The 14,809-nt window shown below is 41.9% G+C and carries 16 protein-coding genes, 1 pseudogene and 1 CRISPR repeat array; of the genes and pseudogenes, 9 read left to right on the top strand and 8 right to left on the bottom strand.

Going from position 1 to position 14,809, the window contains the following annotated elements; genetic code table 11:
• Positions 1 to 2 precede the first annotated feature (2 nt).
• Positions 3 to 188 (bottom strand): hypothetical protein, encoded by a 186-nt coding sequence (locus tag CV014_RS02790; RefSeq protein WP_236140626.1) that lies wholly within the window; start codon positions 186 to 188, stop codon positions 3 to 5.
• A 1-nt stretch (position 189) separates the two neighbouring features.
• Here CV014_RS02790 and CV014_RS02785 point away from each other — a divergent pair, with 1 nt between their 5' ends.
• The gene (locus CV014_RS02785) at positions 190 to 453 is read left to right on the top strand and encodes a DUF3146 family protein (RefSeq protein WP_103138613.1); all 264 of its coding nucleotides are present in this window, start codon (positions 190 to 192) and stop codon (positions 451 to 453) included.
• A gap of 159 nt (positions 454 to 612) precedes the next feature.
• Here the strand turns inward: CV014_RS02785 and CV014_RS02780 are convergent, their stop codons facing one another.
• The 3 genes from CV014_RS02780 to ntcA form a co-directional block, all read right to left on the bottom strand.
• The gene (locus CV014_RS02780) at positions 613 to 1,047 is read right to left on the bottom strand and encodes a pre-16S rRNA-processing nuclease YqgF (protein ID WP_236140625.1); all 435 of its coding nucleotides are present in this window, start codon (positions 1,045 to 1,047) and stop codon (positions 613 to 615) included.
• 51 nt (positions 1,048 to 1,098) lie between these two features.
• Complete coding sequence (locus CV014_RS02775) at positions 1,099 to 2,511, bottom strand: DUF3084 domain-containing protein (protein ID WP_236140624.1); 1,413 nt, start codon at positions 2,509 to 2,511, stop codon at positions 1,099 to 1,101.
• A 304-nt stretch (positions 2,512 to 2,815) separates the two neighbouring features.
• Positions 2,816 to 3,487, bottom strand: a complete 672-nt coding sequence (gene ntcA / locus CV014_RS02770; RefSeq protein ID WP_017321409.1) for a global nitrogen regulator NtcA — start codon at positions 3,485 to 3,487, stop codon at positions 2,816 to 2,818.
• Between the two features lie 528 nt (positions 3,488 to 4,015).
• Between ntcA and fabI the strand changes: the two genes are divergently transcribed.
• From fabI to CV014_RS02740, 6 genes are all read left to right on the top strand, one after another.
• Positions 4,016 to 4,792: an enoyl-ACP reductase FabI gene (gene fabI, locus CV014_RS02765; protein WP_236140623.1), complete on the top strand. Its 777-nt coding sequence runs from the start codon at positions 4,016 to 4,018 to the stop codon at positions 4,790 to 4,792.
• Between the two features lie 300 nt (positions 4,793 to 5,092).
• Entirely contained in the window at positions 5,093 to 5,722 is a 630-nt protein-coding gene (gene hisB / locus CV014_RS02760; RefSeq protein WP_236140622.1) for an imidazoleglycerol-phosphate dehydratase HisB, read from the top strand.
• A gap of 249 nt (positions 5,723 to 5,971) precedes the next feature.
• Entirely contained in the window at positions 5,972 to 6,868 is an 897-nt protein-coding gene (locus CV014_RS02755; protein WP_236140621.1) for a bile acid:sodium symporter family protein, read from the top strand.
• Position 6,869: 1 nt separating this feature from the next.
• Positions 6,870 to 7,052 (top strand): hypothetical protein, encoded by a 183-nt coding sequence (locus CV014_RS02750; RefSeq protein ID WP_236140620.1) that lies wholly within the window; start codon positions 6,870 to 6,872, stop codon positions 7,050 to 7,052.
• 82 nt (positions 7,053 to 7,134) lie between these two features.
• Positions 7,135 to 8,118, top strand: a complete 984-nt coding sequence (locus CV014_RS02745) for an ABC transporter ATP-binding protein (protein WP_236140619.1) — start codon at positions 7,135 to 7,137, stop codon at positions 8,116 to 8,118.
• 562 nt (positions 8,119 to 8,680) lie between these two features.
• A complete protein-coding gene (locus CV014_RS02740) occupies positions 8,681 to 10,156 on the top strand; it encodes an SLBB domain-containing protein (RefSeq protein WP_236140618.1) in 1,476 nt (491 codons plus the stop codon).
• Here CV014_RS02740 and CV014_RS02735 read toward each other — a convergent pair.
• A complete protein-coding gene (locus CV014_RS02735; protein WP_236140617.1) occupies positions 10,128 to 10,376 on the bottom strand; it encodes a hypothetical protein in 249 nt (82 codons plus the stop codon). The two genes, CV014_RS02740 and CV014_RS02735, sit on opposite strands and share 29 nt — an antisense overlap.
• 177 nt (positions 10,377 to 10,553) lie before the next feature.
• On the opposite strand from CV014_RS02735, the gene CV014_RS02730 reads away from it, so the two are divergent.
• A complete protein-coding gene (locus CV014_RS02730; RefSeq protein ID WP_236140616.1) occupies positions 10,554 to 11,390 on the top strand; it encodes an SPFH domain-containing protein in 837 nt (278 codons plus the stop codon).
• Here the strand turns inward: CV014_RS02730 and CV014_RS29825 are convergent.
• The 3 genes from CV014_RS29825 to tpiA all read right to left on the bottom strand — a co-directional run bounded on the left by CV014_RS29825 (position 11,387) and on the right by tpiA (position 13,451).
• Positions 11,387 to 11,515, bottom strand: a complete 129-nt coding sequence (locus CV014_RS29825; RefSeq protein WP_268964457.1) for a hypothetical protein — start codon at positions 11,513 to 11,515, stop codon at positions 11,387 to 11,389. The two genes, CV014_RS02730 and CV014_RS29825, sit on opposite strands and share 4 nt — an antisense overlap.
• A gap of 171 nt (positions 11,516 to 11,686) precedes the next feature.
• Positions 11,687 to 12,529 carry a dihydropteroate synthase gene (folP, locus tag CV014_RS02725; protein WP_236140615.1) on the bottom strand — a complete coding sequence of 281 codons (843 nt, stop codon included), beginning with the start codon at positions 12,527 to 12,529 and terminating at the stop codon, positions 11,687 to 11,689.
• A 196-nt stretch (positions 12,530 to 12,725) separates the two neighbouring features.
• A complete protein-coding gene (gene tpiA, locus CV014_RS02720) occupies positions 12,726 to 13,451 on the bottom strand; it encodes a triose-phosphate isomerase (RefSeq protein ID WP_329608314.1) in 726 nt (241 codons plus the stop codon).
• 409 nt (positions 13,452 to 13,860) lie between these two features.
• Positions 13,861 to 14,265: a CRISPR direct-repeat array (repeat unit 37 nt; unit sequence GTTTCCACAAACCTTTTCCCCGCAAGGGGACTGAAAC).
• A 53-nt stretch (positions 14,266 to 14,318) separates the two neighbouring features.
• On the opposite strand from tpiA, the pseudogene CV014_RS02715 reads away from it, so the two are divergent.
• A pseudogene (locus CV014_RS02715) lies at positions 14,319 to 14,744 on the top strand (hypothetical protein); the annotation flags it as partial.
• Positions 14,745 to 14,809 lie beyond the last annotated feature (65 nt).

The following is a 14,809-nucleotide window of genomic DNA, read 5'->3' as shown; positions in this document are numbered from 1 at the left end:
TTTTAGATAATATCTAAAATCCGCGATGCCTTTTCGGTAGGCATCGCCGCCAAGTTTTTGATTACTTTTAAATAAAGCGACATTCTCACCAAAATCCTCAGATTGTGAGTTTGTCGATCGCGACGAAGTTTGGTAAATAAAAGATAGCTGCAATGGTTAGCTTTTGTTCCATACTTAACACCAAGCATTGTGAGTGCTAAACGTTTGCCCGAAACAACCGCCCACGTCAAAATCACTCGCCAATCCTGGCAACACGGCTTCCTAGAAGGTGAAGTGAGTGCAGGTGATTTTGAGTGGCATTTTCAATGGAATTTTCGTCTGGGAGAACTTTCCGTTAAACCTTCCCAGGGTCGTGCTTTAATCAAAGAACCTCTAGGACGATTTTTGGAACAGCAAGATTATCAATTAGAACCAGGAGGGGATTACGCGTTTACGATTCGCGCGCAATTGTGATTGGGGACTGGGGATTGGGGATTGGGGACTGGGGACACTTCGACAAGCTCAGTGCTTCGCTGGGGACTGGGAACAGATAGAGACAGACAATAGACGCAAATCGAACAAATAAGGATTCTTTTTTTACCTTTTGCCTTTTACCTTTTACCTTTTGCCTTTTTATTCGGTCAGTCGGCTTAAATATCGTTCAATTAACAGAATCGCAACTATGTCATCTATGGGGCGTGGTGGTTGGCGCATTCCTTCTGGGATAAGTTTTGTGAGTCCTTGGGGTGGGTACATCTGCCAATAGCGATCGCGTGCTTCTAAGGTAGAATAACGCTCATCTACCAAAACAATATTGACAGCTTCGACTAATTCTTGTTGTAACTGCTGTTTCCAGCGTTTGGCTGTGGTTTGATTGCCCATAACCAATAAGGAAACAGGGAATCTTTGTCTGAGTATATTAATAGTAGCGATCGCTTCTGGGGAAGGTACGACCTGATGATAATGCAATTGCCTGTCTAATCCCATGATGGCTACACCACATTTATCTTTACCAGGGTCAAAACCTAAAATTACTGGTTGTGTTGGCGAAAACTCATTAGAAAACATAAACTTTATTCCCCAGTCCCCAGTCCCTAATACCCAATCCCCAGTTCCCTTTTAAGTGCTTAAAACCACTTTGCCATTTTGAATTGCTATTAATTTTACTCTCAATGGCCCAGATGTATAAGTATTTTCTGCTGCTACGGCTTTAATTTCTATTGGTTGTTCTAATTGTCTTAATAGAGAAACAAAACGGATAAAAGTCCCATCGATTTGTACGCTTTCGACAATTCCCGCATTCCTGGCACGAAATTGGGATGCTGAAATTAATAAATCTAATCGTTGCCTTAACTCATAAGAGGTCATGTTTTTTAGGTCGGCTGTGGTTGTCGCCAGTACCTCACCTTCAGAAAATACTAAAACATTTCTAGCGGCATCAGCGAAAAATTCTATTTGCTTTTCTCCCCTGACATAATTACCAGCAGAGAAAATTCTGACTACATATTCTCGTCCATCACTAATTTGCTTGATCAGTGGTTCTATCCTGTCGGGAGTCACGCGCAATAATTGTGTATTGGCGGGAGTTCCAGGTTCGGCTAGTTCGATGCTAGCATTGCGGTTGGCTTCTTGGAGCAGTTGCGAAACTAATTGCTGGGGTGTAACTTCTCGACTGATACGCACTACCGCCGCCGCCAACACTTGACCCCGCACTAAGGCCAATTTACCCAGGCGCAAGTCACGATATGACTGGTAATACTTCTCCAGTCTCGCCACTTCTTGTTCTAGATAATCCTGTTGTTTTTCTAATTCTTTCAGTAAAGATTCACGTTTAGCAATTACTTGTTCTCTTTGGGCAATTTCTAAGTTGCGTTTTTGAATGAGTTTATCTAGTTGATCAATCTTGATATCGCGTTGTTTAATGGCTTGTAGACGATTACTCAGTTCGCGATCGCGTTCTTCTATGGCTTGTTTGCGGTTACTCAATTCGCGATCGCGTTCTTCTATGGCTGTTTGACGTTCAGCAATTTGGGCAATTAAGCGTCTGCGTTCTGTTTCTAGTTGAGTGACGACTGTTTGTAAACCTTTTCTTTGGGAGTACAGGTTTTTCAGTTCGTTTTGGGTGCGCTGGAGTTTTGTTTGGGTTTGTGCCAAATCTTGCTGCGCTGTGAATTTCTCTTTTTTGGTAACTTCTAACGCTTGATTGGCTTGGTTTCGTTGTACTTCTGCTTGAGTTTTCTGTTCTTCTGTGACTTTGAGTTGTTCTCGTTTTTGTCTAAGGTCTTTGAGGATATCTTCTAGCTCAAAAACTCCCTTTCGTAAACCATCATCAACTAAAAATAGAATGGCGAGAGTAGTGGCTGCCGTCAACACACCACTGAAAATCGTTACTAGTACAGCCGTGTTTTTGGGACGCAGCTTAAATAGAGAGAGGCGTGCTTTGCCAACCCTGGTGCCGATGCGATCACCAACGGTGGCAATTACGCCTCCCAAAATTAAAATTGCTGCAATCAGGATGTACCCGGTGGTCATCTTCAGCTACCGAAATGTTTCCAGATACAGCCCACTTCTTTCATTGACACTCCCCATAGCTATGAAACTCTCACGATTAATCATCTATCTCCAGCAGTATTCACAGACTGTTGAGATTGTCTAATTATTTTCCTTCAGGATAAATTTATGGGCTGTAGACCCATAGGGGTGCGGTCATTTGTGTGTGGAGGATGGGGAAGTCGGCAATGGCTAAAGTTGCTCAATATCTGAGATTCACTGCCAACTACAGGTGTGATATAGAGCAATATAGCACAAGACTATCTCCCCCCCAATCCCCTTGATGTTATGTGAACTGTCGGCTGAGAGTCACGGGTTTATGCACAGTAATCTTCTTTTTGTGAATGGAAATCATCTTTTTCTCACGTAGATCCCCTAGTAATCTAGTCACGGTGACGCGAGTTGAACCAATGGCCTCTGCGATCGCTTGGTGAGATAGTTTTAAATCAATCGTGATGCCATCAGCACAAGGAATCCCGAAATCGCGACAGAGAATTAACAGAAAACTAATCAACCTTGAACCCATATCTCGGTGAGCTAAGGTTTCAATCATCATTTCTGTTTGCAAAATTCGCGAAGACAAACCCCGCAGCATTAGCATTGATAATTCTGGATTCTCTTTGAGTGCTTGCTCTACTTGTTCAATGGGTGCAGAGAGCAATTCTACAGGAGTAAATGCCACCGCATGGTAAAACCGATCAGATTTATTCCCTGTCAATAAAGACAGCACTCCAAAAACGCTATTTTCCCGCAGTAGTGCAACTGTAATTTCTTCTCCTGCCTCATACACCCTGGAAAGCTTCACTGCGCCTTTCAAAAGGAAATAGACTCGCTCGGCAGGATCGCCAGGAAAAAAGATCGTTTTATTGCGTTCAAACGTTTCGACAACTGGCGGAAAAGCTCCAGTTGCCATTTGACGAAAAACATTTGCTAGGGCCTTATCTTGTGTCACGATCATCTCCCTTCCCCTACCCAATGCCGGAATAACAAAAAAGTAAAAACTAATTACCTAAGAATACACCTGAATATTCAATAAAGCACCGTTAACCCAACTGTACTTTCCTATACTCCAACCCATAACTTTATAGCTATTTGTTTATAATGATACCTAATTTTTGCATTTTTTAGCTAGCAATTCTTGATAGATACTTCTGCTTAATAGAACTATCAGGTTTTTCAACTAAAAACTTAAGTAATCTTGAAAATATCTTAAGGAATAATATGTATTTTAAACCTCAAAATCATCATTCCTAATCATCATTTTTGCCCATCCTGTATAAAAACAAGACCAACACGCCCCAGATTCTAGTATGCTCATGAAGACAGGAGACGGAAAGTTAAGGGAAAAGGATAATCAAAAATCATACCCAGTCCCCAATCCCCAATCCCCCCTTCGGGGTTCGTCAGTCGCTCATGGGGGAAACCCCCAAGACCGCGCTGACTCACCAGTCCCCAATTTCATCAACCGATCACATCCAAGGTTTCTATGCTGAATCTGAATGGAAAAAATGCTCTAGTTACAGGTATTGCCAATAATCGCTCCATTGCTTGGGGAATCGCCCAACAACTACACGCCGCAGGTGCAAATCTTGGCATTACCTATCTACCGGATGACAAGGGCAAAATGGAGAAGAAAGTTGCTGAACTAGTAGAACCTCTCAACCCCAGCTTATTCCTTCCCTGTAATGTCCAAAATGACGAACAGATTCAATCTACCTTTGATACCATTCGCGATAAGTGGGGCAGACTAGATATTTTGATTCATTGTTTAGCTTTTGCTAACAAAGACGATTTAAGTGGAGATTTTAGTCAAACTTCTCGTGGTGGCTTCGCTACAGCTTTAGAAATTAGTACCTATTCACTAGTACAGTTAAGCGGCGCAGCTAAACCATTAATGACGGAAGGAGGAAGTATTATTACTCTGACCTATTTGGGTGGTGTGAGAGCAATTCCCAATTACAACGTTATGGGTGTGGCTAAGGCTGGATTAGAAGCCAGTGTCCGGTATTTAGCATCAGAACTCGGCCCCCAAAATATTCGCGTCAATGCCATTTCTGCCGGGCCTATTCGCACTTTAGCCTCTAGTGCTGTGGGTGGAATTTTAGATATGATTCACCATGTAGAAGCAGTTGCTCCCCTACGTCGCACCGTTACCCAAACTGAAGTCGGTAACACAGCAGCTTTCTTGGCTAGTGACTTGTCTAGTGGGATCACCGGACAAGTGATTTACGTTGATTCAGGATATGAAATTATGGGAATGTAAAAAAAGTCAAAAGGCAAAAGGCAAAAGGCAAAAAAAAATAAAAGAATCTTTTAACAGTGACCAGTTAACGTTGATAGAGTGACTAAGTAGAACGACTTGAAAAAACCAAACTATGTGAAGTAATGTAAAAAGATTGGAATCTAGTTCGTAGTAAGGACTTCAGTCCTTATCAGAGGACTAAAGTCCTCACTACAAACCTTGAATTATTTACACCGTTCTACTTAATAACTGATAACTGTTCTTAACTTTTATTTTTTACATCCCCAATCCCCAATCCCCAATCCCCAGTCCCTAATCTCTATGCAAATCAGCGATTATCCCCAAGTTAATTTCTCTTCAATTCCTCGCATTGCTTCCGTGCATCGCACCACTGGTGAAACTGATGTACAAGTGAGCATCAACTTAGATGGTAGTGGTATTTGCAAAGTCGAAACGGGTATTCCGTTTTTGGATCATATGCTGCATCAAATTGCTTCCCACGGCTTAATTGATTTGGAGGTGAAAGCTACAGGAGACTGGGAAATTGATGACCACCACACTAACGAAGATGTGGGTATTACTTTGGGTCAGGCTTTACATAAAGCTTTGGGTGATAGAAAAGGTATTGTCCGCTTTGGTAATTTTTTAGCTCCTTTAGATGAAGCGTTAGTCCAAGTAGCACTAGATTTTTCTGGTCGTCCTCACCTCAGCTATGGTTTAACCATACCTACCGAACGGGTGGGGACTTACGACACCCAATTGGTGCGAGAATTTTTTGTGGCCTTAGTCAACCACAGTCAAATGACGCTACACATCCGTCAGTTAGATGGTATTAATTCTCATCACATCATTGAAGCGACATTTAAAGCCTTTGCTAGAGCAGTACGCATCGCTGTGGAAGTTGATCCCCGTCGTGCTGGGACTATTCCTAGTTCTAAAGGTGTGCTTTGAGGCTAATTCATCAGGTTTTTGATGATGTGAATAAATCAAATAGAGAAAATCAAATTTTGGGGTGTAAATTTTTGCACCCCTATATGTTTTATTTATAAATTGAACCTAAAACTTTAGCTTTGACTAAAGTAATTTTCAATTATTCTTCAGTTGAAAACTAAAGTTAGTCTTTTTTCAAGATTCTGGAATAGTTTACGACTCTAGGCTTTTAATCCAAAATCCAAAATCCAAAATCCAAAATTTTTTAATATGGAAGCAAACGTTTTTACTGCGGTTATCTTACCTATAGCCTTGGCTATGATGATGTTGGGAATGGGTTTATCTCTTGTACCGGAAGATTTTCAACGGATCAGGAAATATCCCAAGGCTGTGTCAATTGGCTTAATTAGTCAGTTAGTGTTCTTACCTGCGATTGGCTTTGTGATTGCGAAAGTGATCCCCATGCAACCTGCGATCGCAGTCGGACTAATTATCGTCGCAATCTGTCCTGGTGGCCCCTCCTCAAACGTCATTACATATTTGGCTAAGGGTGATGTTGCTCTTTCCGTCACGCTGACAGCAGCTAGTAGTGTAATTACAGTATTTACAATTCCCGTTTTGGCTAACCTAGCCTTACAGCACTTCATGGGACAAACAGCCGCGATCGCGCTTCCCATTGTCTCAACCATCACGCAAATTTTTCTGGTGACAATTTTACCCGTAGTCTTGGGAATGACTTTAAAACAAATTTTCCCAGCACTGGCTCTGCGTTTAGAAAAAGTCACCAGTAAATTAGCGATCGCCTTACTTGCTACAATTATTCTCCTGTTGGTAATTCGTGAGTGGAATCGTCTTCCTGGCTTCATTGTGCAAGTCGGAGTCGGTGTTGTTCTCTTAAATACCCTGGCAATGGCAGCAGGATTTTATACTAGTAAACTCTCAAAATTAAATCCTGCACAACAAATCTGCATTGCGATTGAAGTCGGCCTGCAAAATGGCACACTTGCCCTAGCAATTACCGCCGGACTACTCAAAAATCCCGACATGGCAGTCCCAGCAGCAGTTTACAGTTTATTCATGAACGTTACAGGGTTTATGGCAATTGTTTACGGCAGAAAACTAGCTGCGATCGCGCCAGTGCGAAAACCCCTGGAGAGTAAGGTTTAGATTGGGGATTGGGGATTGGGGACTGGGGATTGGGGACTGGGGATTGGGAGACAAGGTAGACAAGGTAGACAAGGTAGACAAGGTAGACAAGGTAGACAAGGTAGACAAGGTAGACAAGGTAGGAGATGAGAAAAACTGTTCCCTGTTCCCTGTTCCCTGTTCCCTGTTTTCTAATGACTATTGACCATTGACTATTGACCACTTGGAGCCAATCGCAGTTATCCTATTGAGTAACTTGTTACCAACGCTGTGTTAATTCAACTGAGATGAAATCTGTTAAAGACACTGCTGATGCTCAATTGACTACTGAAGATGTTCCGCCAGTAGTTATCACTTCCGGTTTAAGAAAGATATATCGTACAGGCTTTTGGATGAATCAACAGGTTGTCTCCCTCAAAGGCTGTTCTTTGACTGTTTATCAGGGTGAAACTTTTGGTTTATTGGGGCCGAATGGGGCAGGGAAAACTACCCTGTTAAAACTGTTACTGGGAATTATTCGCCCTAGTGGTGGTAGAGGTTTACTGTTGGGTCAACCTTTAGGCGATCGCCAAGTTAAACAACATATCGGCTATTTAAGCGAAAACCCTTATTTGTATGAGTATCTTACAGGCTGGGAGTTTTTAGAGTTAGCCGCCGGCTTATTTGAGATCCCTGTGAGTGTGCAACGTCAACGCATTCCCGAACTACTGGATTTAGTGGGTTTATCTCAAACCGATGCACGCAAAAAACAGATGCGTCGCTACTCTAAAGGGATGTTACAACGGGTGGGGATGGCGCAGGCTTTGATTAATGATCCAGAATTAATCTTTCTAGATGAGCCGATGTCAGGATTAGATCCTTTAGGACGTTACCGGATGCGGGAAATTATTTTGTCGCTCAAAGCCGCAGGTAAGACGATATTCTTTAATAGTCATATTCTGAGTGAAGTGGAACAGATTTGCGATCGCATCGCCATTTTGTCCCAAGGTGAATTAGTCTGTGTCGGTTCTCTAGGGGAACTCTTAGGACAAGATGAAACATATCATGTCAAAGGTGAGGGTGGCGATTGGGCAATTCTCAAAAAATGGCTACCTAGTATAGTTTTTGAACCTGACGGTTCTTGGCATGGTGTCCTACAAGGTGATTACTATGATTTTCTCTCTAGTTTGCGCTTGATGGATGGCAGAATTATTACACTTAATCTATCTCGCCAATCTTTAGAAGACTTTTTTATACAACAAATTAGTCAAAAATCAGAGCATAGGGAATAGAGAATAGGCAATAGGGAACAAATCATCAATCTCTTATTGTGTGTTTTTTGACAAAAATCACATATTAGGGATAAAAATTTGCTGTATATTTATTGTCCTGAATTATTCAAATGTATAACTTTAGATGGGTTTACAAGTAACTAATTAAAAATATAAATTGCTCAAGTAATTACATCTTGGTTGACATAATATTAGCTGTCATTTAAACACTAATAGCTTTGATTAATTAGGAGAATATAAGTTGTTTTTGCTACATTAACCAAAACTAGAAATCATATAATATTTGCTCTTGAATACTTGACAAAACTAGCTTCTAAAATGATTTATCTCCGTTCCTATTTCATTGTTACCTACTCCAGCAGATAATTTAAAACGTCAATCAAATCCATAGATTCCATTGTGCTTCATTAAAAATTCAACAACCTAGTCAAAATATTCTTCCGGAAAAGAAGGCTTTTTTAGGAAAATGAGATTGTCGGGAAACCTAAATACTTAAGTATAGTCAAGATTAAAATGTTTAGACAATACTTTAACACTTGTAGTCTCAGAGTCTAAGGTAAATATGGTTAACGCAGGTTCGCTGAAATTTCTAGCCCAGCCAGCTGTGGGTGCAGCTTTGTTAACAGCTGTTCATCTCATTTTGCCGTCTGCCAGTTTAGCTCAGGGACAGCCAGTATTTCCCAATCCCCAAACAGTACCTCGGATTAACCAACCCGTATCCACGCCTATCCAACAACCAGATACAAATTATCTGTTAGGCGGTGGAGACCTCATCCGTGTCAATGTTTTTGAAGTGCCTGAATATACGGGTGAGTATCAAATTCCGCCCGGTGGTGCAATTAACTTACCTCTAATTGGTAGCGTTTCTGTTCTGGGTTTAACCACCGAACAAGCGGCTGATATTATTACCGAAAAATATCGTAAATTTCTGAAACGTCCCCAAATTTCTATTAATCTTTTATCTCCACGCCCGATTAATATTTTGGTTGCAGGAGAAGTTACCCGTCCTGGTGCTTATACACTCAGTTTGCAAGGTGGTGCAGGTAACAATCCAGGGGTACAGTATCCCACGGTCTTAGCTGCATTGACGACAGCACAGGGAGTTACCTTAGCAGCCGATGTTACTAAAGTGCAGCTTAGACGTAAAACAGGACGTTCTGGTGAGCAACTGGTAACGCTCAATCTCAAGGAACTCATCCAAACTGGTAATACTGCCCAAGATATCACCCTGCGGGATGGCGATGTGATAGTTGTGCCAACAGCCACTACTTTTAATGTGGCAGAAGCACGTAATTTGTTTGCAGCTAACTTTGCAGCTAGCCAAACTGCACCGCGCACCGTCGCCATTATTGGTGAAGTTTATCGCCCAGGTTCTTACCTAGTGTCAGCAGGTTCGACAGATGGACAAAGTGGTACTGCTGCTGGCTCTGGTTTACCCAATGTGACACGAGCTATTCAATTAGCGGGTGGGATTACATCCCAAGCTGACATTCGCAATATTAAGCTACGTCGCCCCACAAGAGTAGGTTCAGAACAAACTGTAGATATCAATCTCTGGGAACTGTTGAAAAATGGGGATGTCAATCAAGACGTAATCGTGCAAGACGGAGACACGATTGTGATTCCGACAGCCACAGCAATCACTCCAGCAGAAGCTACTCAATTAGCAACAACAACTTTATCTCCAGCTAAAATTCAAGTCGGGGTAGTAGGTGAAGTCAAACAACCAGGAGCAGTATCATTACAAGCGAATAGTTCCTTAAACCAAGCCTTACTGGCAGCTGGTGGTTTTAATGATGCTAGAGCGCGTAAGGGTAGCGTAGAGTTGATTCGCTTGAACCCCAACGGTTCAGTTACTAAGCGTGAGATTAAGGTTGATTTCAGTCAAGGAATCAATGAGGAAAGTAATCCTATTCTTCGCAACAATGATGTGGTAGTAGTTAACCGATCTGGTCTCGCCAGAACTACTGATGGTCTTAACATCGTAGCAGGGCCTCTAGGTATTATCTTTAATATGTTGAGATTTTTCGGCATTTAATTTCAAATACACTGAGCAGTTGGGGACGGAAGTTGGATACTTTCGTCCCCATTGTTGTTTTGAGAGTGTTGGGTAATGAGTAATGAGTGCTGAGTGCTGAGTGCTGAGTGCTGAGTAATAAGTAATAAGTTATGAGTGAAGTTTTTCTTCCCCTGCTCCCCCTGCTCCCCCTGCTTCCCCCATCCCCAGTCCCCAGTCCCCGTATTTCCCGAAAGCTCAACAAAAGTCTCTCAACATTTTGTGGTTTACTGGTGATGATGTCGATATAACTATAATTGTTGACTACTCAGTTTATAAAGTTACAAGTTACAAACTCAAAACATTAGACTGAAGTGTAAAACATGGTATTACCATGTCCTTTAAACTAAAATCTCCTTAAAAGCTAACAGGAGCATATATGGAGCCAATTATTGCTGTAGTCTTAGCACTGATAGCCTATGCCTTGGGATCTGCCAAAATCATCAATGAAGGTAATGCAGCCCTTGTGGAACGCTTGGGCAGAAAACACCGTACACTGACACCAGGTTTAAATTTTGTGGTGCCTTTGGTGGATCAGATTGTGATGGAAGATACCACACGAGAGCAGTTCATTGACATTAAACCCCAGAACATCATTACAAAAGATAATATTTATTTAGAAGTTGATGCTGTGTTGTTCTGGCGCATCAAAGATATAGAGAAAAGCTTTTACGCAATTGAAGATTTGCAAGGTTCTCTGACACAGCTAGCTACAACCACACTACGAGAAATTATTGCTCGGAATACTGTGGAAGAAACTAATGTGACAAGGGCGGAGATGGATAAAGCCATCTTAGATCAGTTGAACAGTACAACCCTTGACTGGGGTGTTGAGATTATTCGCTTGGATATTCAAAGAATTACACCACCAGAGAGTGTGCGTAAATCTATGGAAGAGGAACGCGCGGCGGAAATTAAAAAACGGGCTTTGATTACGGAAGCTGAAGCAGAAAGACAAGCTGCGATTAAGAAAGCAGAAGGAACTATGACTTCAATGCAGATTATTGCTGAAGGTTTGCGTAGTAATCCTGAAAGTAAGGAAATTCTGCGGTATTTAGTGGCGCAAGATTACATTAATGCTAGCTACAGGCTAGGAGAAAGCCCAAATGCTAAGGTTGTGTTTGTAGATCCTGGTAAAAGTGGTGAATTGATGAAGGAAGTGATTGCGGAATCAACTACCACTGAAGGGAATGGGAAAAGTTCTGAACATGGTTAGGGAGTGCTGAGTGCTGAGTGCTGAGTGCTGAGTGCTGAGTGCTGAGTTCTGAGTTCTGAGTTCTGAGTAGGGAGTGATGAGTGTTGGGAATCATTCACCAAACTAAATGGGTGTGGGTAAGCCAATCGTCATTCATTTTTCTAGACTCATTCGCTTGTAGTAAGGGCTTTAGCCCTGGCTTTATCCAACTTAAATGATTCTGGAAGAGGTTACAAATCTGGGTTTTAATCCAAAATCCAAAACTTGTACTGAGCTTGTCGAAGTATCTAAAATCCAAAATTGGTATGATTCAGTTTCTAACTAATTTCCCTAAATATGGCATCTGCAACTAGGGAGACATCGCTGATTTCTTTGACATCATGAATGCGGAGGATATCAGCTCCATTGAAGATGGCTGCACAACAAGCCGCAGCTGTTCCCCAGACTCTGGCTTTTGGATCTGGTTGATTTAAAATGCGTCCGATAAAACTTTTGCGGGAGACTCCTACTAAGATAGGACAATTAAGCGATCGCAATTCTTCTAAGCGGCGCAAAATTTCTAAGTTCTGTTCGTAGTTCTTGGCAAAACCAATACCAGGATCAATGATGATTTTGCTGGGATCAATGCCTAAATCGGTGGCTATGGCTATCTGTTTAGCCAAAAAACTCGCAATTTCTTTGACTACATCCTGATAATTAGTCATTTGTTGCATTGTCTGGGGTGTCCCTTGGATGTGCATCAAGATAATGGGTACACCTAAACTGACTGCTGTAGGTAACATTTGCTCGTCAAATGTACCGCCAGAAATATCATTAATAATATCTGCGCCAGCTTCTATGGATGCTTTTGCAACATCAGCCCTAGTTGTATCTACTGATATGGGTACAGAAATTTCTGGTCGCAATGCCTCAATAACTGGCAGTACCCTGTTGAGTTCATCTTCTAGGCTAATTTGCTCTGCGCCTGGCCTAGTGGATTGTCCACCGACATCGATAATATCAGCACCGGCTGAAACCATTGCTTGGGCTTGGAATAAAGCCGCCGCAATATTATTAAATTCGCCACCATCACTAAAACTATCAGGAGTAATGTTTAATACTCCCATTAAATAAGTACGCTGTCCCCAATCAAAACAGCGATCGCGTATGATTAAACCCATAAATAAATCAAGTCACAATGGAATCATCCCGCTAGACTAACGGAAGTCGGAAGTTCATCACTCCCACACTTCCCAGTCGCTAGCCCTTCAATTATGGATTTGGGATTGACGATAGCGTAGCAGGAGCGTCTTTTGGATTGGATTCAATCTAAAATCCAAAATCTAAAATTCCTAGTCCCCAATCCCCAGTCCCCAACTACTGATAATTGACAATACGAGCAAAACTCGCAGGTTCTAGACTTGCACCACCCACCAGCACACCATCAATTTCTGGTTGTGCCATAATTTCATCAATGTTGTTTGGTTTGACTGAACCACCATATTGAATGGGAACATTGGGATTCTTTAACTGATTGCGAATCAAGCCAATGACGCGGTTAGCTTCTATAGTTTCACAAGTGTCACCAGTACCAATAGCCCAAATTGGTTCGTAAGCAATTACTAAATTGTCTTGATCAACATTTACTAGGTCTTGTTCTAGTTGTCCGATGATCAATGATTCTGTTTCGCCAGCGTCTCGCTGTTGCTTAGTTTCGCCTACACAAAGAATGGGGGTTAAACCGTGCTTTTGGGCAGCTTTCAGGCGCAAATTCACAGTTTGGTCTGTTTCGCCAAAATATTGTCGGCGTTCGCTATGACCGACGATGACGTAACGTACACCAAGTTCTACTAACATGGGGCCAGAAATTTCACCCGTGTACGCACCACTTTCTTCCCAATGGACGTTTTGCGCTCCCAATTGTACAAGGCTACCGTGTAAACTCTTGGATAAAACGCTGAGATCAGTGAACGGAGGACATAGAATCACTTCCCTTTCGGAAGGTGTTTCTTGTAAGGATGGCAGAAACCCTGTCAAAAACTCTTGTGTTTCTGCCTGGGTTTTGAACATTTTCCAGTTACCGGCAATAACGATTTTTCGCACAGGTGATTTAGTCAAGTTCTTAACGCTACTAGATGCACCTTTCAGTCTAAAACTTTTTGGGATGCAATTAGCATCTTATTCTATTTCGCGTGAAACCTGATACACATAGATTTTCTGTCTGATTTGTATCTTGGTTGCTGTGAATTAATTTAAAAAAAACCTCGACAATCGCAAATAGTCACTTTATCATTAGGGAATCAGCTTGATGTTTGACGAATCGAAGCGGGGTCAAAAACTCCAGGGACTCGTCAAAATCGCCAGAACCTTGACAACATAATAATTACAGCGTTTCAATAATTCGGGGAGTTGCGAATTACTCGCAATAAGGTGGGCTGAAATCGACCTAATTTTGCGATTCGTCAAAATGCTTCCCAGGAAGCTTGCTCTATCTCAGTTTCAGTACCGAGCAGTTTCCACAAACCTTTTCCCCGCAAGGGGACTGAAACGGGCAAATTTTAGAACACGCCCAGATAATGCGAGATAAGGTTTCCACAAACCTTTTCCCCGCAAGGGGACTGAAACTAGTAGTTGGTTAAATCTACGCCACCAGTGCTTAGGGTTTCCACAAACCTTTTCCCCGCAAGGGGACTGAAACAATATTCGTTGTAACAAGCCCTATTACACATTGGGCAGTTTCCACAAACCTTTTCCCCGCAAGGGGACTGAAACGCTTGAACTGTTGCCTGGGTGTTATCCACCGCAGTCTGGTTTCCAAAGACCTTTTCCCCACAAGGGGACTGAAAGATATACACCCATGCGTGAATTTGATTTTTATAAGTTTCCACAAACCATTTCCCCGTAAGGGGACTAAAACATCAGCAGACAATTAGCGATGAATACCGTTTCTAGTGAACAAAATATCTAACCATGCCCTACAGTCAATTTACAATTGAGCGAGTAAAACAAGATTTTCAACTGAATACAGTGGAGGGAGTGCGCTTTTCTCCTAGCAAAATCGAAACTATCCAGCCTAGCCCTAGATTACAAGCTATTTTAGAGGATTTACCTTGGGCGATCGCTGTTGATACAGAAAAATCACGTTCTGAAGTAATTATCAATCCCATGCTTTTAGAAGTGCGGCGTATTCTGAATCAACAAATTAGCGTGTTTTCTGGAGAAGAGTTTAACGTTGATGCGAGTGTGGGACTCAATGGTGTCTGTGACTTCCTCATTAGTCGTTCACCAGAACAATTAACAGTAGAAGCACCAGCAATTATTATTGTTGAGGCAAAAAAGTCAGACTTAAAATCAGGACTGGGACAGTGTATTGCCGAAATGGTAGCTGCACAAAAATTGTAGGTGGAGTCTCCCGTCGTTTTCGATAAATTTGTTTTGTAGTAAGGACTTCAGTCCTCAAA

The sequence above is a fragment of the Nostoc sp. CMAA1605 genome (assembly GCF_021596505.1).
In the GTDB taxonomy this organism is placed as follows: domain Bacteria; phylum Cyanobacteriota; class Cyanobacteriia; order Cyanobacteriales; family Nostocaceae; genus Trichormus.
The sequence above is the reverse complement of the archived record's forward strand: the minus strand, read 5'-3'. Positions and strand labels throughout refer to the sequence as shown.

What these genes read in the sequence shown, in the direction of transcription:
- CV014_RS02790 (WP_236140626.1), bottom strand. Translation starts at nt 188, where the DNA reads ATGCTTGGTGTTAAGTATGGAACAAAAGCTAACCATTGCAGCTATCTT.
- CV014_RS02780 (WP_236140625.1), bottom strand. Translation starts at nt 1,047, where the DNA reads ATGTTTTCTAATGAGTTTTCGCCAACACAACCAGTAATTTTAGGTTTT.
- CV014_RS02775 (WP_236140624.1), bottom strand. Translation starts at nt 2,511, where the DNA reads ATGACCACCGGGTACATCCTGATTGCAGCAATTTTAATTTTGGGAGGC.
- ntcA (WP_017321409.1), bottom strand. Translation starts at nt 3,487, where the DNA reads ATGATCGTGACACAAGATAAGGCCCTAGCAAATGTTTTTCGTCAAATG.
- fabI (WP_236140623.1), top strand. Translation starts at nt 4,016, where the DNA reads ATGCTGAATCTGAATGGAAAAAATGCTCTAGTTACAGGTATTGCCAAT.
- hisB (WP_236140622.1), top strand. Translation starts at nt 5,093, where the DNA reads ATGCAAATCAGCGATTATCCCCAAGTTAATTTCTCTTCAATTCCTCGC.
- CV014_RS02755 (WP_236140621.1), top strand. Translation starts at nt 5,972, where the DNA reads ATGGAAGCAAACGTTTTTACTGCGGTTATCTTACCTATAGCCTTGGCT.
- CV014_RS02745 (WP_236140619.1), top strand. Translation starts at nt 7,135, where the DNA reads ATGAAATCTGTTAAAGACACTGCTGATGCTCAATTGACTACTGAAGAT.
- CV014_RS02740 (WP_236140618.1), top strand. Translation starts at nt 8,681, where the DNA reads ATGGTTAACGCAGGTTCGCTGAAATTTCTAGCCCAGCCAGCTGTGGGT.
- CV014_RS02730 (WP_236140616.1), top strand. Translation starts at nt 10,554, where the DNA reads ATGGAGCCAATTATTGCTGTAGTCTTAGCACTGATAGCCTATGCCTTG.
- folP (WP_236140615.1), bottom strand. Translation starts at nt 12,529, where the DNA reads ATGGGTTTAATCATACGCGATCGCTGTTTTGATTGGGGACAGCGTACT.